At 46.7% G+C, this 19,228-nt stretch carries 18 protein-coding genes and 1 other RNA gene; 2 read left to right on the top strand and 17 right to left on the bottom strand.

The window, feature by feature from the left end:
* Nucleotides 1-68: 68 nt before the first annotated feature.
* The 3 genes from MHI14_RS09320 to MHI14_RS09310 form a co-directional block, all read right to left on the bottom strand.
* Nucleotides 69-482 carry a hypothetical protein gene (locus MHI14_RS09320; RefSeq protein WP_445670332.1) on the bottom strand — a complete coding sequence of 138 codons (414 nt, stop codon included), beginning with the start codon at nt 480-482 and terminating at the stop codon, nt 69-71.
* Nucleotides 483-517: 35 nt separating this feature from the next.
* On the bottom strand, nt 518-736 hold the full coding sequence (locus tag MHI14_RS09315) for a DUF1540 domain-containing protein (RefSeq protein WP_074095869.1): 219 nt from the start codon (nt 734-736) through the stop codon (nt 518-520).
* Nucleotides 737-901: 165 nt separating this feature from the next.
* Entirely contained in the window at nt 902-1,408 is a 507-nt protein-coding gene (locus MHI14_RS09310; protein WP_062835484.1) for a YpuI family protein, read from the bottom strand.
* Between the two features lie 283 nt (nt 1,409-1,691).
* Here MHI14_RS09310 and MHI14_RS09305 point away from each other — a divergent pair, with 283 nt between their 5' ends.
* Nucleotides 1,692-3,566, top strand: a complete 1,875-nt coding sequence (locus MHI14_RS09305; protein ID WP_341130222.1) for a S8 family peptidase — start codon at nt 1,692-1,694, stop codon at nt 3,564-3,566.
* Between the two features lie 101 nt (nt 3,567-3,667).
* On the opposite strand, the gene MHI14_RS09300 is transcribed toward MHI14_RS09305, so the two are convergent.
* The gene (locus tag MHI14_RS09300; protein ID WP_076211601.1) at nt 3,668-3,925 is read right to left on the bottom strand and encodes a hypothetical protein; all 258 of its coding nucleotides are present in this window, start codon (nt 3,923-3,925) and stop codon (nt 3,668-3,670) included.
* Nucleotides 3,926-4,011: 86 nt separating this feature from the next.
* Nucleotides 4,012-5,532, bottom strand: a complete 1,521-nt coding sequence (gene pdxR, locus MHI14_RS09295; RefSeq protein WP_341130221.1) for a MocR-like pyridoxine biosynthesis transcription factor PdxR — start codon at nt 5,530-5,532, stop codon at nt 4,012-4,014.
* Nucleotides 5,533-5,639: 107 nt separating this feature from the next.
* On the opposite strand from pdxR, the gene MHI14_RS09290 reads away from it, so the two are divergent.
* On the top strand, nt 5,640-6,869 hold the full coding sequence (locus MHI14_RS09290; RefSeq protein WP_341130220.1) for an aminotransferase-like domain-containing protein: 1,230 nt from the start codon (nt 5,640-5,642) through the stop codon (nt 6,867-6,869).
* 258 nt (nt 6,870-7,127) lie between these two features.
* On the opposite strand, the gene rnpB is transcribed toward MHI14_RS09290, so the two are convergent.
* The 12 genes from rnpB to MHI14_RS09230 all read right to left on the bottom strand — a co-directional run bounded on the left by rnpB (nt 7,128) and on the right by MHI14_RS09230 (nt 19,149).
* Nucleotides 7,128-7,537: RNase P RNA component class A (gene rnpB / locus MHI14_RS09285), an RNA gene on the bottom strand.
* Nucleotides 7,538-7,619: 82 nt separating this feature from the next.
* Nucleotides 7,620-8,735 (bottom strand): Nif3-like dinuclear metal center hexameric protein, encoded by a 1,116-nt coding sequence (locus MHI14_RS09280; RefSeq protein WP_341130219.1) that lies wholly within the window; start codon nt 8,733-8,735, stop codon nt 7,620-7,622.
* A complete protein-coding gene (locus MHI14_RS09275) occupies nt 8,711-9,469 on the bottom strand; it encodes a tRNA (adenine(22)-N(1))-methyltransferase (RefSeq protein WP_249912143.1) in 759 nt (252 codons plus the stop codon). The genes MHI14_RS09280 and MHI14_RS09275 overlap by 25 nt, the downstream gene beginning before the upstream one ends.
* 184 nt (nt 9,470-9,653) lie before the next feature.
* On the bottom strand, nt 9,654-10,793 hold the full coding sequence (gene rpoD / locus MHI14_RS09270) for an RNA polymerase sigma factor RpoD (RefSeq protein WP_062835490.1): 1,140 nt from the start codon (nt 10,791-10,793) through the stop codon (nt 9,654-9,656).
* 43 nt (nt 10,794-10,836) lie between these two features.
* Nucleotides 10,837-12,657 carry a DNA primase gene (gene dnaG, locus MHI14_RS09265; RefSeq protein WP_091028421.1) on the bottom strand — a complete coding sequence of 607 codons (1,821 nt, stop codon included), beginning with the start codon at nt 12,655-12,657 and terminating at the stop codon, nt 10,837-10,839.
* A 47-nt stretch (nt 12,658-12,704) separates the two neighbouring features.
* Nucleotides 12,705-13,193: a YaiI/YqxD family protein gene (locus MHI14_RS09260; protein WP_047843776.1), complete on the bottom strand. Its 489-nt coding sequence runs from the start codon at nt 13,191-13,193 to the stop codon at nt 12,705-12,707.
* A gap of 208 nt (nt 13,194-13,401) precedes the next feature.
* Nucleotides 13,402-15,477, bottom strand: coding sequence for a glycine--tRNA ligase subunit beta (gene glyS, locus MHI14_RS09255; protein WP_249912142.1), 2,076 nt, complete (start codon nt 15,475-15,477; stop codon nt 13,402-13,404).
* Nucleotides 15,470-16,357 (bottom strand): glycine--tRNA ligase subunit alpha, encoded by an 888-nt coding sequence (gene glyQ / locus MHI14_RS09250; protein WP_017687252.1) that lies wholly within the window; start codon nt 16,355-16,357, stop codon nt 15,470-15,472. Before glyQ ends, glyS begins: the two co-directional genes overlap by 8 nt.
* Nucleotides 16,358-16,767: 410 nt before the next feature.
* Entirely contained in the window at nt 16,768-17,520 is a 753-nt protein-coding gene (recO, locus tag MHI14_RS09245; RefSeq protein ID WP_091028417.1) for a DNA repair protein RecO, read from the bottom strand.
* A 33-nt stretch (nt 17,521-17,553) separates the two neighbouring features.
* A complete protein-coding gene (locus MHI14_RS09240) occupies nt 17,554-17,694 on the bottom strand; it encodes a YqzL family protein (protein WP_074095877.1) in 141 nt (46 codons plus the stop codon).
* Nucleotides 17,695-17,798: 104 nt separating this feature from the next.
* Entirely contained in the window at nt 17,799-18,698 is a 900-nt protein-coding gene (gene era / locus MHI14_RS09235; RefSeq protein WP_062835494.1) for a GTPase Era, read from the bottom strand.
* A gap of 37 nt (nt 18,699-18,735) precedes the next feature.
* Nucleotides 18,736-19,149, bottom strand: coding sequence for a cytidine deaminase (locus MHI14_RS09230; protein ID WP_076211616.1), 414 nt, complete (start codon nt 19,147-19,149; stop codon nt 18,736-18,738).
* Nucleotides 19,150-19,228 lie beyond the last annotated feature (79 nt).

Below are 19,228 nucleotides of genomic sequence, written 5' to 3'. Positions count from 1 at the left end.
AAAAAACCTTCTGTGATTCACCACATTTGGGTGAGAACAGAAGGCTTTTGAATGAACCATTTTACACGTTAGCGAGCAAATGGAATCATGAAAAAATAACTCAGCGTGGCTACAATACCTAGTCCAATGGACCAAGCTCCTGCTGTCTTACGACCATTCACATATGCATAGTAACCCAGTACGGCTGCGGCCGGTCCAAGTACGATTGACCACATGAACAAAGACGCGATCCCGAAGGCAAGTCCCATGTAACCCGCAACCTTGCCTGTTGATTCCATGACCCGGTCTGCCTCATGTTTCTCAGGTACAGGCTCTGCCCGTTCAGTACCTCCAGTTCTTACAACAGTCGGAGGAGCAACCTCTGCCCCATATTCTTCCCGATGTGCTTTTCTGGGATAATCGACACGCATACGCTGTTTTTCAACGTCACCCTTGGTTTCAGGGCGATCAGTAGAATGGATTTTATTATCGTCATTTTTCATTTGGAAGCACCTCCGTTATGAATAGGGATGACTGCTCACTTGGGTTTGAACGTGTGACAGCATGTTGCAGAGGATGTGCGTGCGTGATCATGGTGATCGGAGTCAAATGTCTCACCGGCAAATTCCTCATGCAGACGACGGGTGGCATGTTGGTCAATGTCAATCATGATGGCATCAGCGTGGCAGAAGTTGTTTTCTCCCCAAAAGTTGCAGTTGGAGACGCTGCATTTGACAATTGGTTTGTCTTGGCTCATTTTTTATCACCTCGACTACTATTGTCTCCCCGCCACAAACCTGATATTCCCCGTCAAAATGCCAGATGATGACATGATCACACCTCGTCTGATTCTCACTAAAAACACAAAAAAACCGCCACAAGGGCGGTTTCGTCCAATTTCATATTAAGGTTTAAACGTTAATTAGGCGTGATTCCGTTGATTTTGCATACGGCGCTGAGTCAGGTAATCACTTTCATAATATGCCAGATCATCGCGCAATTCTTCGTACGTTTTGGAAACCTCAAGAATGACATCCCGTACTGCACGGATTGGCTTGTCACGGAAACGAATGGCATCTTGTCCTGTGTAAGCGTATCTTCCGTCTTCGGAATAACATTCATTTTTGGGATAGAAAAAGCTGTTTACGCATTGATGATACGTATTATAAAGAGCCTTTTCGGCAAAATCGACATCAAAGTTGGCACGACGCAGCACAACGCCAAGTTTTTCGTAAGAAACTTCAGAAAAAACGAGCAAATGACGGAGATCTGAAAGAAATCCTTTGTAGAAGGCTGTTGATTCTTCCGTCTGATTCTGATCCAGTTCAGGCAAAGCATTCTCATTCAAAAATTTTTCAATCCGATCGATAGCCGGTTTTAACTTTTCCCTAGTTGACTCACATGTTTTCTGTACATTGGCTGCTGACATAAAGGTAGCTCCCCCTTAAATAAGTCCTTACATATAGGTCGGCCAACGGTGGTTTTCCCCTGACCTTTGAATTCTCAGCTATAATCCTACCATAAAAAGATGACGAGCGGTATCCCTTAATCATGCTTTCCGCTTCTGCCGTTGAACATGCCTATTATCCGCAGTTAGACTCGAACTCGCCTGCATAAAAATATCCGCTTTTTCTAACGATAGATATAACCAATGACAACGACGAAGCACTGTTAATGATTGTCCAAAATGAACGAAGGAGGTTCCATCCACCATGTCCAGACCGAAATGGATTAACTGGGCCCTTGCAGCTGGTGCAGGAGCACTCGCCCTGACGCTCTTGCTTCCAACATCCAATCGTCCAGAACCTAAGCCAAGTGCCCTGTCCGACTCTGCTCATGAAGAGCACACGAGTAAGCAGCGTCTGAAAGTGCAGGATGTCAAAGCAACCGATCTTCTGACCCGTATGGATGCCAAGCAACATCTCAGTATCATGCTGGAGAAAACCGCCACAATGAATGCTGCGCAGGTTAGCCGATATGTGAATGATCTCCAACGTTCACATGAACATATCAGATCCATTCATCTCATGAATACCAATGGCTCTTTTAATAAGCCCTTTGATCAGGCCTCCACACAAGGAAGCAAGTTGGAACAACAGAAGCTTCAACATTCGTTCAATCTTGCCAAAAAAGCGGTAAACAAACGTCAAAGTTTTGAATCCTCTTCTTTTCCTTTGGGAAAGGAAAAATATTTTGTTATGGGGCAACCCTCCAAAGATGGCAAAAGAGCTGTAATTGCCTTGTTCAGCCAGAACGTATTAAATGCTGTTGAACAACATCAGCGCAAAAATCTTCGCATGATCCCTTATCCGCGTGAGGGTAAATTCAAAATTGAGTCTGTTCACCCGGATACGCTTAACGAAATCACAGTGAAGACCGGACATGATAATGCAAATGCCAGTCATTTTTACGAAAATGAAATCGTCATCCGATTTCGCCAGGATCCCGGTGAACGGGATATGCGTATCATTAAATCCGATCTGAGAGCGCAATCTGCGCGCAAGCTGGGATACACGTATGTTTTTCGGTCAGAACACATGAGTTACAAACAATTGCACAGTTATTTCGAAAGCAAATGGAATCCACTCTATATGGAACCCCACTATATGTATTTAACCAATGATACTGTAACTGAACAAACAGATGTAACGATACCCAATGACATTTTGTTCTCCGATTATCAGTGGAACCTGCCTGCGATTGAGACAAACAGAGGTTGGAATATTACCAAGGGAAACAAAGATGTCATCGTTGCGGTGGTCGACACGGGGGTTGATATGAATCATCCTGACCTGAAGGGCAAGCTCCTTGAGGGTTATAATGTGGTCGAGCCGGGAAGCCAACCGATGGATGATGTGGGACATGGGACACACGTCGCAGGCATTATCGGCGCTACTGTCAACAATAATGAAGGCGTGGCAGGCATGAGCTGGTATAACAAGGTACTACCGGTTAAAGTACTCGACAACTCAGGTTCTGGTACCACGTATGCCGTTGCCGAAGGCATCATCTGGGCAGCCGATCATGGAGCCAAAGTGATCAACATGAGTCTGGGTAATTATGCTGATGCGCAATTTCTTCATGATGCCATCAAATACGCTTTTGACCGGGATATCGTCCTGATTGCAGCCACGGGGAACGATAATACAGAGCGTCCAGGATACCCAGCTGCTTATCCGGAAGTATTTGCCGTATCTGCTACGGACCCGGATATGAGCAAAGCTTCCTATTCCAACTACGGGGACTATGTGGATGTGATGGCTCCGGGGTCCAGCATCGCCAGTACCTATCCAAACAATCAGTATGCGGCCTTATCTGGAACGTCCATGGCTAGCCCTCATGTAGCCGCACTTGCAGGTTTGATTCGTTCGTTGAACCCGGACTTGACCAACACGGAAGTGATGGATTTGATGCGCCAAAGTGTTATTGACCTCGGTGATCCTGGTCACGACAAGTATTTCGGCTATGGGCAAATCGATGTCTATAAGGCACTGCAAGCCGCATCAGGCAACAGCGCTCCTTTGCAATTCTGGCCGCAACATGTCAGACAACAAATGGATAATACGATGAAAAAGTATACCCAGTAATCGTAATGAGGATAATCTGTAAAAAATACAAAAGCAGCTGCGCCCCGGGGCGTACGCTGCTCTTTTGGTTTACATCCAATTCCCCGGGGCACCCGCCGCAATTAGCGCTTGCGAGAAGATGTGCGGGCTTTACTTGATTTTTTCACGGATTTTTTCTTCGGATTATGGCTGGATACATAACAAGGGTCTTCTTCTTTGACAACAACAGGATACATGTGGTGATGAATCGGAACACAGTGATGTTTTTTGATCACTTCAATCGGGTGGATTACAGGTACGATTTGTGGGATGTAATAATCCTCAACAACCTGGATCGGGTCACAGACAATCGGGCAAAGCGGTGGACAGTAATGGTTCATTTCAAAACCAACTCCCTTTCTGGTGATACTATAACCTATTGCAACAGATCGAAAGTGGATTGGATGTATGTCCATAGTCCGAAAAATTATATGAGCGGTAGCCTGTCCGCCACTGTCCCACCCTGCCCAGGTGTTACTCTGTCAATGACTTGGCACAGTACACGAAGTCCTTCACACAAAAGCTCAACATTTGTTACAGTGAAGCAGATACGCAGACTTGGTGTATCCATCTCCCCTACATAACAGGCGGAACCAGGGAGGAAAGAGACCCCAGCAGCAAGCGACTGATGATGCAACTCACGCATATCCAAGTTACTCGGAAGTTGGAGCCACAGATTCAGTCCTCCCTCTGGCAAGCGCCATTGCATGCCCATAGTAGCATGCTCTTCCAGCACTTTAGAAGCTGCGCACAAGCGAGAATACAATTCATCCCTCAATCGGGATACATAGGCACCGTACTGATTCTGAATAAAAGATTGCAGTGCCTTTTGTGTAAGCAGCGGACTCCCCAAATCCGCAGTAGATTTCGCGGCCACAAGCCGGGTCAATACGCTTCCGTCTGCGATGGCGCAGGCTATACGGCAACCGGGAGACAACACCTTGCTGAAGCTTTTGATATATACGACATGACCTGTCCCATCCATCGATTTAATGGAAGCCGGGGGAGGGTCCCGAAAATAAAGATCTGCAAACGGATCATCCTCGAGAATGAGGCAGTGGTAGCTTTGCGCGAGATTAAGAAGCTGTGCTCGTCTTCTTGCACTCATCGTGATACCTGTTGGATTGTGATAAGTCGGGATCGTATAGATCAGCTTGGGCGGATAGGTGTCACATAATCGGGTCAACAGATCAATACGCATGCCTTCGTCATCCATTGGGACCGTAATGATCTTCGCGCCTCTACTCGTAAATACATCAATGGCTCCGGTATAGCTTGGTGCCTCCATGTATACAACATCCCCAGGTCCGACAAAAGTCCGTGCCACAAGATCGATCCCCTGCTGTGCACCACTTGTAATTAACATGCGTTCAGGTGCAGCCTGTAGTCCACGCTCGGCAAAATGTTCGGCAAAGATCTGTCTAAGCTCCCGATCCCCCTGAAAAGATCCGTAAGCTGCCATACGCTCTGTGTGATCAGAGGAGAGTCGGTAGGCGCTGTCGATAATCTCGCGTGTAGGCAACAATTCCGGCTGAATCGCTGACATATGAAGTTCATACCGCACTTGAGGTGACGTATCAAAATGTCTCCAGAGCTGCGCTCGAGGTAAATAATCCACCAGTGCCATCTGCCAATTCCATGACGTACTGGATTCACTGTTGGCATTATTTCGCTGCGTTCGGTCCATATCCTCCGTCTGATCCACGTTCAATGTACCTCTCACATAACAACCTTTCCCTTGGGAGCAGGTGATCAATTGAATCGCTTCAAGTTCAGCATACGCTTTGGATACAGTGACCAGGCTGACACCCAAATCCGCGGTCATTTTACGAACAGAAGGAAGTCGGGTTCCGGGTTCAATGAGTCCTGATCGGATGCGATCGGCAATCGTTAGCGCAATCTGCACGTACAATTTGGTACTGCTTCCCCGCTTTAATTCAATATGCATGTGTGCTCCCCCAACTGTTATGATCTTCATTTTACTGTTATAGTGTAGTCCGTCTATTATAGTTTATAATATCAGTATAACAGTGAATAACAGGAGATGAGAATAACATGAGTATCCCTTGGTCCAAAATGGCACAAAACACCCCGTCCTCTGTCGTTCGCGACATGCTCCAGGCCGCTCAGGCACCTGGAATGATCTCACTAGCCGGTGGATTACCAGCCCAGACTTCATTCCCGCTGGAAGCCATCCGCGTTGCATATGAAAAAGTATTTATGAGCGGAGCAGCCGCTCTTCAATATGCGGAGACTGAGGGTTACCGTCCTCTTCGCGCCAAAATCGCCGAACGTCTTGAATCCAAGGGCATTCCCGCTTCACCCGATCACATGCTTCTCACTACGGGTTCACAGCAATCCATTGACTTGGTTTGCCGCATCCTTCTTGACCCGGGTGACCGTGTATTGGTTGAATCACCAACCTACCTCGCTGCTCTGCAAGTCATTCATTCCTATCAGGCTGAATCTCACGGCGTAGCCTGTGATGATCACGGCATGTTGCCTGAGTCTCTGGAGAAACAGCTCCAGTTGCATCGTCCAAAACTTGTCTACATTAATCCCACGTTCTCCAATCCTACGGGAAAAGTATGGTCCCGAGAAAGAAGACAGCAGGCTGTGGATCTGTGCCGCAAGTATGGTGTACTCATTCTGGAAGATGACCCCTATGGTGAAATTCGGTTCAATCCGGAGCAATTGGATGTCCCTGCTCTCGCAGAACTGGATGCAGCATCCTATGACGGCCCTTCCAATGTTATCTACACCAGTACATTCTCCAAAACGGTAGCACCTGGCCTTCGTACTGGCTGGATACTGGCTGCTCCCGATATTGTCAAAATGGCAGCACGAGCCAAACAAGGTGCCGACTTGCACTCCAGCAGCATTGACCAAAGAGCGCTTCATGCACTACTTGAATCTTTCGATCTGGATGCGCATATTCGCCATATTTCAGAGGATTACGAACAACGCATGAAAACACTGACGACTCTTATGGCAGCCAAAGCTTGGGAAGGCATCTCGTGGAATTCACCACAAGGTGGCATGTTCTTGTGGCTGCAATTGCCTGAAGGCATGCTTGCAAGCAATCTGTTCACTTACGGTATCCAGGAGAAAGTGTGCATTGTGCCAGGTGATTCCTTCTATGCAGGTACACCAGAGTTAAACCGCATGCGAATCAACTTTACTCATACGGACCCTGAGCTCCTTCCGGAAGCCGTGGAAAGAATGGATCGCGCCATCCAACGTTGGCATGCTTCCTTAACATCGGACAGTGTTGTTACACTGTAATGAACTGTCATAAACGCTTCGCTATTCCATTAGTGTATGAAGGTTAAATAACTTGATATGAGAAATAAAAATAAGGCGGCAGGCCCGAGAATCTCGGAACTGCCGCCTTATTTTTATAGAACCTGTTATCAACAGAAGTTATGTTTTTTTAGATGTTCATGGGTCCTTCTGATCAGTCAGGCCATCGGATGATTCATACGAGTTGTCCTCGACTGATAGGTGGACTACATTGTGTTGCTATGGTGTTGTTGTTGCAGTTAGGAAAGCTTACCGTAAGCCGGGTTCTGTGCTCTTCGTGGTTCATACGGGAACTACCCTCCCACCAGAAGCGACAATCATCTATCTAGGCCATGCATTGCTGCACAGCTCAAGCGACCAACCTAGACACACCTCGGGCTAAGGTTGCCTCCTCCGAAAAGGCGGCTGTGTCCCATTAGGTCTTGCTCCAGATGGGGTTTACCAGGAACGAAGTCACCAGCGTTCCTCGGGGTCTCTTACACCTCGGTTCCATCCTTGCCTGTGCCGGAAAATCCGGCCATCGGCGGTCCATTTCTGTGGCACTATCCTTCAACTCGCGCTGACTGGACGTTATCCAGCATCCTGCCCTGTGGAGCCCGGACTTTCCTCTCGTGGCAACAAAGGCCACCAGCGATTGTCTGTCAAGCTTTCCGAACAACATTACATAGTATACAGGCATTTAGGTTCCCAGACAAGCTTAATATTACTGGAAACCACATAGCAACGGTCTTTTTAGATAAATTGGAATACTTCCGTATTTACCTCTGAAGCTGTGACTTGCGTATCATATCGTTTTTCTTCCAAACGGGAACGAAGCCAATCCGCTGTTTTTGGTTTCATAATCTTTTCGGAATTATGTCCCGGGTCAATGATACACATACCTGCCATTAACGCATCATGAGCCGTGTGATAATCAATATCTCCGGTCACAATAACATCCGCACCTTTGAAGCGGGCAGTGAGCGCATAACGGCTGCCAGAGCCGCCAAGAACCGCTGCTTTTTTGATCTGCTTGTTCAGATCTCCTACTACACGCACATGAGGCACATTGAATTGGGTCTTCACGACCTCCACAAGCTCACCTAATGTCTTAGGTTCCCTAAGGGGTCCCAAGCGTCCCAAACCAAGCGTACGGCCCTTTAAATCCATGGCATAGAGGTCATAGGCCACTTCCTCATACGGATGAGCCTTAAGCATCGCCTGAACGACCTTATTTCTCAGACTTTGGGGTACGATGGTCTCAATCCGCATTTCTTCCACACGTTCCATTTGCCCTTGGGTACCGATAAACGGTTGAGTCCCTTCACCAGGTACAAACGTTCCTGTACCTTCCGTGTTAAAGCTGCACTTGTTGTATTGACCGATACTCCCCGCTCCGGCTTCCAGAATGGCTTGAAGAACCTGTTCATGATGGGTACGAGGTACAAACACAGCCAGCTTGTACAGATGATCTGTGTGTACATCTTCCAGCGATTCTTTACTCTCGATGCCAAGTGCCTCGGCCATCCAGTCATTCATACCACCCTCGGCCACATCCAGGTTTGTATGACTGATATAGACAGCGATATCATGCTTAATCAGCTTTTCATACAATTTACCCATAGGTGTATCTGTACTCAGTGACTTAACCGGACGGAAAATGATGGCGTGATGAGCGATAATCAGGTTGGCACCAATACGAATTGCTTCGTCCACCACTTCATCCGTCACATCCAAAGCCACTAACACGTGACTGATTTCTTTTTGCAAACTGCCGAGCTGGAGACCAATTCGGTCATCCGGTACAGCCAGATGTTTGGGAGCGAGTTGCTCCATCAGTTGAATTACAGTTTGACCTTTGGCAAACATGCCAAAACCTCCTTCAAGTTTGCGATAAGACGCTCTACCTCGGCCGCCTTGTCCCGGGAAGAATCCTGATCGGATTTGGAGATCGAGTTTACAACCCCTTGCAGTTTGATGATCTCACTTTCCCACTTGGCAAAAAATACATTCGATGGACGATCCACCAAATAAGGTCCCATCCGCAGCAGCAAATCTTCCGTTAATTCTGCCCCGCCTTGAAGCGGGCGTGCACGATACACCTCTACATTGGCTATCGGGCTTACAGATTGTGGCATCGCCGTTATAATCTCATAAATTTTTCCATCTTCTTCGAGCAACTGTTCTGCTACAACCACCCAGTGATGCTCCAACAACCAGCGTCTGAGGATATCCTCTCCCACATTTGGTTGCAAAATAAGTAACTGGACTCCTTCCAGTTTGGATAAACCTCGGTCCAAAATAGAGGCAATCAGGGCACCACCCATGCCTGCAATGGTGATGACATCCACTTCTCCTGCAGAGATTACATCCAATCCGTCTCCACGGCGTACCGTTATTTTTTCTTTCAGGCCAGCATCACTGACTTGTTTGCATGCAGCATCATAAGGGCCAGGATTGACTTCCCCGGCTACTGCACTCGCAGCTTTCCCACTGCGGATAGCAGCTACTGGCAGCAACGCGTGGTCTGAACCGATATCAGCCATACGGCTGCCATCGGGAATTTGATCATGTATTCGCTGTAATCGATTCGAAAGTTTCATGAAGCACCTACACCATTCATTTAATTTATTGATTTGCATTGAACAAGGAAAAGCGATAAAATAAAATCCAATAAAACATTTCAAGGATGAATTTCCAAAACCAAGAAATCAAGACGTTTAAATTAAAAATAAAGGAGACCCCGCCGCCGCTAAAGCGTCTTGCGGAAAGTCTCCCATAGTTCGATTATTCGAGGAAATCCTTGAGTCGTTTACTACGACTCGGGTGGCGCAATTTACGAAGAGCCTTGGCTTCGATCTGACGAATACGCTCACGCGTAACACCAAATACCTTGCCAACTTCCTCCAGCGTTCTCGTCCGTCCATCGTCCAGACCAAAACGTAGACGAAGCACATTCTCTTCACGTTCAGTCAGTGTATCCAATACATCTTCGAGCTGTTCTTTCAGCAACTCATACGCAGCAGCATCCGCCGGAGCAAGTGCTTCCTGATCCTCAATGAAGTCACCCAGATGGGAATCATCTTCCTCACCAATTGGTGTTTCCAGAGAAACCGGTTCCTGTGCAATCTTCGTAATTTCACGAACTTTTTCTACACTCAGATCCATCTCAGCAGCGATTTCTTCTGGTGTCGGTTCACGCCCAAGTTCCTGCAACAGCTGACGGGATACCCGGATCAGCTTATTAATCGTCTCCACCATGTGTACAGGGATACGAATGGTACGCGCCTGGTCAGCAATAGCACGAGTGATCGCTTGGCGAATCCACCATGTAGCATACGTACTGAACTTGTATCCTTTTTTGTGGTCGAACTTCTCAACCGCTTTGATCAGACCCATATTACCTTCCTGAATCAAATCAAGGAACAACATTCCACGTCCAACGTAACGCTTGGCGATACTGACTACAAGTCGAAGGTTCGCTTCAGCCAGACGACGCTTGGCTTCTTCATCCCCGTTCTCAATCCGTTTAGCCAGTTGTACTTCATCATCTGCCGACAACAGTGGCACACGACCAATTTCCTTGAGGTACATACGGACAGGGTCATTGATTTTGATACCTGGCGGCAAGCTCAGGTCATCATCAAAGTGAAATTCGTCCTCTCCCTCTCTGGTGTTGTTCTCGGAATCTTCACTAGGACGAAGTGTAACCTCTTCATCATTTTCATTCACTACATCGATACCCAGATCGCTCAGTTGCTCATAGAACTCATCCATTTGCTCTGCATCCTGCTCAAAAGGAGAGAGTTTCTCTATAATTTCCTTGTAATTCAGCGAAGCTCTTTTCTTACCTGATTCAATCAATTGATCTTTAACCTGATCCAGTGTCAATTCTGTTTCTAGTTCAGTATGCTGATCATTCGCCATAACTCGACTCCCTCCTCCCTAGAAACATCTAATCATCAGACGTTCACTGTCTCTCTAGGGCAATCATTTCAATTGCAATCTGTGCCGCGCGTACAGAATCACCTGCCCGCTCTGCAGCAATCATTTCTTCTTTTTTCAAATCGTACTCTTTTTTACGCGGATACTTCAGCACTTCCCTGATGCAATCATCGAGCATTTGAATACTCCATTCACCTGGACCATCCATCATCGAGATTGAACTGACCGTTTTTTCCAAGCGATCGTCATGCAGTGAAGACATAAAACGGCTTGTATCCGACGGTTTGCCTTGCGCATAGTAGGCATATAGATAAGCAGCAATAGCTGCATGATCATCCAAGTTAAAAGCTTCACCAAGATGCTCATTCACGTACTGGGCAGCCTCATCATCCTGCAACATCCAGGCAATCAGTTTGCGTTCGGCAGCGTGATAAGCCGGTAACAGATTCGGTGTAGGCACCTGCCTATTTTGTTGCCTACCATTATTCCACCTTTTCGGGTTATTATCCCCGTACTGGAGGTTATTTTTCATTGCCTCCCGTTCTTCATTACACTCCTGCTTCAATGTTTCGAAGGATACGTCCACTTCTGCAGCCAGTTCACGAAGATACACTTCCCTTTCTGTTGGAGAAGGTAAGGGTGCAATCAATTTTACTGCTTCTTTCGAATAGGCGATTTGTCCGCCACCCTCTAGCAGTATATGGCTTTTTTTCAAGTTTATAAGTTTAAATTTTGTAGTTGTCACGGCACCATCCACAATCTGGTTTCGGAACCGATCACCACCATGCTTCCGGATAAAGTCATCCGGGTCAAGTCCCTCGGGTATGAGAGCCACTTTGACCTGCAATCCAGCTTCCTCAAGAATGGGGAAGTTTTTGAGTGCAGCAGCCTGTCCTGCTTTGTCGCCGTCATAACATATGATGACTTCGTCACACATCCCTTTGAGCATCAGTGCCTGATTCTCGGTTAGCGCAGTGCCCATTGCCGCTACACCATTCTGGATGTCCTGATCCCATGCGGAGATGACATCACCATATCCCTCGAACAAAATGGCTTGTCTTTGTTTGCGAATTGCATTTTTGGCATGATGCAGATTATAGAGAACACGGCTTTTGTTAAATAACCGGGTTTCCGGTGAATTTAGATACTTCGGTTGCCCATCTCCCAATATGCGTCCTGCAAATGCAATCGGCTTACCGCTCCTGCCATTAATCGGGAACATAATCCGGTCTCGGAATCGATCCACATATCCCTGACCTTCATTTCGCGGTGACAGAAGTCCACCCTTTTCCATCTCTTCAAGCGGATAGTTACGTTTCTCGAGAAATTGTACCAGTGTGTCCCAACGATTTGGTGCGAAACCAATCTGAAACTGGTCGATCAACTTGTCGCCAAAACCTCTTGAGCGTAAATACTCCATGGCTGACTTGCCGTGCTCTGTATTTTTCAACAAAAAATGATACAGCTTCGCGGTAAGCTCATAAGCCTCCAATAGACGTTCCGTCTCCGGATTCACATGAGCAGATTCACGCCCTTGCCAGTCCCCCATAGAGATGTGACTTTCTTCCGCCATCGTCTTGACAGCCTCGGGAAAGGATAACCCTTCGATTTCCATCCTGAATTTGATGGCATTTCCACCCGTGCCGCAACCGTAGCAGTAGAAAATTTGTTTCTCAGGTGTAACGGTGAACGAAGGCGTCTTCTCGGAATGAAAAGGACAGAGGCCCTTCATATACTTCCCCTGTTTGGTCAGATGCACAAATCGGCTCACCGTATCGACAATATCATTCTGCTGTAACACCGATTCAATAATACTTTCGGGTATACCGCCTTGTCCGGTACTCATCTCTGGCCACCTTCATCTCTTCAACACGTAAATATAATTCGATAAACTTACACATTCTCCTGCAAATCTTTTAAAAGTTTTGTCAGTTTATGTTGAAACATTTCTCGATCCTGCTCTGTGAAAGGCTTTGGGCCTTTCCCGTAATGGCCTCTTTTTCGTGCTTTGGCCGCAGTATGACGAGAATCCAACATGAAATCAATGTCACGATCGTTGAACTCACGACCACGAAAGGATAAAACATAACAACGTTTGCCGAGCGCAAGTGCCGCAAGTCCATAGTCCTGAGTGATAACCACATCATATGGCTTAATATGATTAGCAATATACAGGTCTGCGCTCTGATCACTGCGATCCACTTGCACGGTTCGTACCCCTTCTCCTCCTTGAAGCAAATGATCAAATGAAGAGACTAACAATACGGGGATGTTGAAAAGGCGAGCGGTTTGCGCAATCTCGGTTTTGACCGGGCAAGCATCACCATCCACAACAATGTGACGTATATTTAACTCACTCAAACCCAGACCACCCGGTTTCATAAAATAGCTGCATATTGTTATATACGACCCCGGCCAGGCAAAATCCTTCTGGCACAACAAGGGAAATCAAAGGCTAAAATACGGAGCGGTTGTAAAAAATACATTTCACAACCCGTTCCGTATATTTATACCCTCATATATCCTTCTTTAATACTGAATTTTAGCTTTGCGCCAAGTCTGTGGAAAAGGACTCATGAAATACGTCCAATTACCAAACCAACTTGGAAAAATCAGCAAATCCTTTTAAGTCACGATCAATAGCTGCGAGCAAGGCAAGTCGATTCGCCCGAACAGCTTCATCTTCAGCCATAACCATAACCGAATCGAAGAATGAGGTAATACCATCCTTCCAGGCAGATGCAATAGCCAGTGCTTCAGCAGCATGATGCTGAGTCAAAGCCTGACGATATTCTGCATTCGTTCTGCTCCATGACTCGTGTAACTGACGCTCTCCATCTTCTGTGAACAGTTCTGGATGTACAGAAGCATTGGATGCTTTGGCAGCCAGGTTACCCACACGGTTGAACGATTCAACCGTTGTTTTGAATGCGTCTCCTGTCAGAACAGCCGCCATCAACGCTTCACCTTTTGGAACCACAGCGCTGATATCATCGAATCCGGAAGAAATTACGGCATCCACTACGTCGTAGCGAACGGTTTCGGACAACAATTTTTTCACACGAAGACCAAAGAAGTCTTGCAGATCTTTACGAATCTCTTCATCTGCACGTTTCAACAGGTTCATCTGGGCATGCACTTGAAGTGCTGCTCCGAACACGTCTGACAATGTCAGCGGAAGCTTGTGATCCAGCAAAATCTGTACAATACCTGCAGCCTGACGGCGCAACGCGTACGGATCCTGAGAACCCGTTGGAATAATGTTGATGGAGAAACAACCCACGATTGTATCCATTTTGTCCGCAGCACTCACAATGGCACCAACAAGAGAAGCAGGGGATTGATCTCCAGCGAAACGTGGCTGATAGTGTTCAAATACCGCTTTAGCCACTTCTTCTTTTTCGCCAGCTTTACGAGCGTAATCCTCACCCATTACACCTTGCAGTTCCGGGAATTCACCCACCATCAGTGTCACCAGATCGAATTTGCAGATATCTGCTGAGCGGCTAACGGATTCGGCAACATCACCGGATACTTGCAGTTTGGCAGCAATTCCATCGGCAATCTTGCGAATGCGGCGTACTTTATCTCCAACTGTTCCCAGCTCTTCCTGGAAGACGATACTTTCCAGCTTCGACAATGCATCCTTAATCTGAAGTTTCTGGTCTTCCTCATAGAAGAACTTGGCATCAGACAGACGTGCACGCAGTACTTTCTCATTCCCTTTGGCAATAACGTCCAGTGAATCACTTCCACCGTTACGTACCGTCACGAAGAATGGCAACAATTGTCCTTCATTGTCCAGTACAGGGAAATAACGCTGATGCTCACGCATGGAAGTAATCAATACTTCTTGTGGAATATTCAAGAATGAGGAGTCAAATGTCCCGAACAATACGGTAGGTGTTTCCACCAGGAACAGGACTTCCTCCAGCAAGTCTTCCTTAATCGCGATATCCCATTTCTTCTCAGCAGCCAGTGCCTGAATCTGGGATACAATCATCTGTTCACGTTCCTGGATATCAGCAATGACATGTTCTGCACGCAACACTTCCACGTATGAAGACGGAGTGGAGATCACGGCCTCCTTACCCAGGAAACGATGTCCGCGAGTTACATTACCCGATTTAACACCTGTCACTTCCAGATCGATAACATCACTGCCGAGCATAGCCACAATCCAGCGGATTGGACGTACAAATTTGAAATCATAGGAAGCCCAACGCATGAATTTCGGGAACGTCATGGCATGTAATACAGAAAGTAATCCTTCCCCAACCACAGAAGCCGTTTCCACACCTTTGCTACTCTTCGTTGCATAGATATATTCGACACCGTTCAGTTCCTTGAACGTAAACTGGTCCGGTTCAACACCTTGACTGCGGGCGAATCCGAGTGCAGCCTTGCTCCAATTGCCACTGTCATCCAGGGCAATTTTGCGTGAAGGACCTTTCACTTCTTCCTCGATATCTTCCTGTTTTTCAGCCACATTTTGAATCAAAACAGCCAGACGGCGCGGTGTAGCATATGCATTCACTTCACCATAAGCAATGCGGGATGCGTCAAGCCATTTCACGACACGCTCTTGCAGCTGTGCGATTGCTGCGCGCATAAAGCGTGCAGGTACTTCTTCCAGCCCGATTTCAAACAACAGATCCTTAGACATGCTCGGCTCCCCCTTTCTTGATCAGCGGGAAGCCTAGCTTCTCACGCTCTTCCATATATGTTGCAGCGACTTGGCGAGCCAGATTACGGACACGTGTGATGTAACCCGTACGTTCCGTTACACTGATAGCTCCACGTGCATCCAACAGGTTGAACGTGTGGGAACATTTCAGCACATAGTCATATGCCGGGAATACCAGATGCTGCGCCATGGCCTTGTTTGCTTCTTCTTCATGCATGTTGAAGAGTGTAAACAGCATTTTGACATCAGATACTTCAAACGTATATTTAGAGTGTTCGAATTCTGGCTGACGGAATACATCACCATAAGTGATACCTTCCACCCATTCCAGATCAAACACATTCTCTTTATCCTGAATGTAAGAAGCCAAACGCTCCATACCATACGTAATTTCAACAGCTACCGGATTTGTCTCGATTCCACCAACCTGTTGGAAATACGTAAATTGTGTAATTTCCATTCCATCCAACCATACTTCCCAACCAAGACCTGCACAACCGAGGGAAGGATTCTCCCAGTTATCTTCAACAAACCGAATATCATGTTTGAGCGGATCAATGCCCAGACGCTTTAGACTTTCCAGGTAAATTTCCTGAATATTGTCCGGTGAAGGCTTGATGATTACCTGGAACTGATGATGCTGGTACAGCCGGTTAGGGTTCTCACCATAACGTCCGTCCGAAGGACGACGGGAAGGCTCCACATAGGCCACTTTCCAAGGTTCGGGTCCAAGCGAGCGCAAAAAGGTCATCGGGTTCATCGTACCTGCCCCTTTTTCCGTATCGTATGGCTGGACAATAATACAGTTATGCTCGGCCCAGAATTGTTGCAGCGTTAGAATCATCTGCTGAAAATTCATAATCATGCTCCTTTTCAATGGTTTGTTAGCAAGCTTAGGACGGTGAAGACAACAATAAATAGCCCCCGTCCTACGCCTGTTGTACAGACGTAGGGACGAGAGCTATTCCCGCGGTTCCACCCTACTTGGCTTAGATCAAACAGGATGATCCTGTTCGTTCCAGCCCACTTTTCCGTGTCCATTCATGCTCCCGAGTGCCGTTTCAAAGACCGATTCAGCCAGGCTCCCACCATCCCCGGCTCGCTCATTCATGATTACCAAGTGTTATACAACGACTTGTGTCCATGAATGCAATAAATCCAGTCTTTTACTTTCTCGTTCAATGCATGTCTCATAAAGAGAAATTATATTTCATAATATATAAAATCTAGTATGAAGTCAAGATATAGTTTCGCTTCCACCAAAACGCCTCAAATCCCGTACTTCTCCATCTGATCGAGGAAAGAACGGGATTTAAGATTCAGACCGAGCTGATGATCCATAAAGGCACGCATCAACTTTTTGATCTCATCACGGGTAGACTCACTCACTGATATATTCCCCAAGCGCTGCAGATCCAACTGCGCGAACAAACGCAACAACTTCAGAGCCTTTGGACTTACTGACATGGCTGGAGGATCGAAATGTTTGCATGCTCGACACAAGACGCCACCAAGTCTGGGACTCATAAACAACTGCTCATCTGGTCGCTCCTGGTTGCAGGAGATGCACTCATCAAACTGTGGACCATATCCAGATGCCTGTAATATTTTCATTTCATACAGACTTGTAATAACAACCGGATCTTTCTCTTCCTTCAACGCCTGCAAACACGCCTTTAACTGTTTGAACCAAAATGTCCCCGTCTCTTCATCCTGAAGCACACGATCCAATAGTTCACACGCATAAGAGGCATAAGAGGCCTTGACCAAATCTTCACGCAACTCATGATAAGATTCAACAATTTCTCCAGCGTTCAGTGTGCCTAAACCTGTATTTCGAAAATATACATATTGACCATACGTAAACGGCTGCACCAGTGCAGCATGTCGGCTCTTGGGCTTTTTGGCACCGCGGACGAGTACTCCTACTTTCCCGCCGCTTTCGGTGCAAAGCGTAATGATTTTGTTCCCTTCGCCGTAGTCCATGCTGCGGATGACAATCCCTTCCACCCTGTATAGCATGCCTCGTCACCTAACCATTCCCGAATCAGCCAATTATCCTTCGGCTTCTTCATCTTCAATCACTTCCCTTGCGTTATCCGACTCCTGTCCTAACGAGTTACATGCCTCGGTATATAACAAATAGGACTCTACATCCCCCGTCATCGCAAAAACCTTCCACGAAAAATCTCGCATCGGAATTTCATCCTCTCTTCGGAAATGACGTCTGCATCTACCAAATAGGATGGAGTCTTGCAAGGTAAACTATGTGTTGCAATTACTGGATACAATTCCGACGATCAGTCGCGGCCAAAGCCAAGGTCACGCAGAACTCTATCCTGATTTCTCCAGTCTTTTTTCACTTTAACCCACAGGTCCATGAAAATTTTGGAGCCGAGCAAGTTCTGAATATCGTGTCGAGCTCGTTTACCCACTTCTTTCAGAAGGGCACCCTGCTTCCCGATAATGATTCCTTTTTGCGAATCCCGTTCCACAAAAATGACAGCTGAGATATAAACGACACCGTTATCTTGCACTTTCATATCCTCAATCGTTACGGCAATGGAGTGTGGCACTTCTTCACGAGTCATCTGCAAAATTTTCTCACGGATCAACTCTGCACATACAAACTGCTCCGGATGGTCAGTAACCTGGTCATCAGGATAGTACTGTGGACCTTCTGGCAAATACTTGCCGAGCTGTTCCAATAAGGTGCTTACATTGCTGCCGAGCATGGCAGATACAGGCACGATTTCAGCGAAATCATGCAGTTTGCGATACTCCTCAATAAGGGGCAGCAGCGCTTCCGGCTCAATTTTGTCAATTTTATTCATGACAAGAATGACAGGCGTACGAATATTTTTCAACTGTTCCGCAATATAACGGTCACCGCCACCCATGCCTTCCGAAGCGTCAATCAGGAACAGCGCTGCTTCTACTTCTCCAAGTGTGTTCAGAGCAGTCTGGTTCATGTAATCGCCAAGTTTGGATTGACGTTTGTGAATACCCGGTGTGTCCAAGAATACGATTTGCTGATGTTCGGATGTATATACACCATGAATTTTATTACGTGTGGTTTGTGGTTTGTCCGACATGATCGCAATTTTCTGTCCGATCACCTGGTTCATCAGTGTGGATTTACCTACGTTTGGACGTCCAATAATAGCTACAAAACCGGATTTAAATGCTTGTTTTTTCATATGTTCCTCCTCAGGCGCCTAGGCCTGGAATATTGGTTTATTTTTTGGCAGAATTCAGATCAGAAGGCCCAAAAGCCCAAGGTAACAGTTCAGCAACGGTGGTCTCTTGCAGATCACCTTTCATGTTCCCCAAGATAACTTTCATATCCGGTTCACACAGTTCGTACATGACCTGACGACATACGCCACATGGAGCAATCGGACCATCCGTGTCTCCCACAATGGCAATCGCTTTGAAGCTGCGAGGCTTCTGCCCACCTGCAATGGCACTGAACATCGCTGTACGCTCAGCACAGTTACCTGGGGTATAAGCAGCATTCTCAATATTACAACCATGATGCACATGACCTTCACTGTCAAGCAAAGCCGCGCCTACACCAAAATGGGAGTAAGGCGTATACGCCTTCGTACGTGCCTTAATTGCTTCTTGCATTAACAAACCGTTATCCATCATTATTCTCTCCCTTAGGGTGCAATATAAAGTTAGTACCTACGAATTAAGTTCAACCAAAGCCAATTTTACACTAGCC

It is taken from the genome of Paenibacillus sp. FSL K6-2393 (assembly GCF_038002545.1).
In the GTDB taxonomy this organism is placed as follows: Bacteria; Bacillota; Bacilli; order Paenibacillales; family Paenibacillaceae; genus Paenibacillus.
Note: the sequence above shows the minus strand (reverse complement) of the source record. Positions and strands in the feature narration are given on the sequence as shown.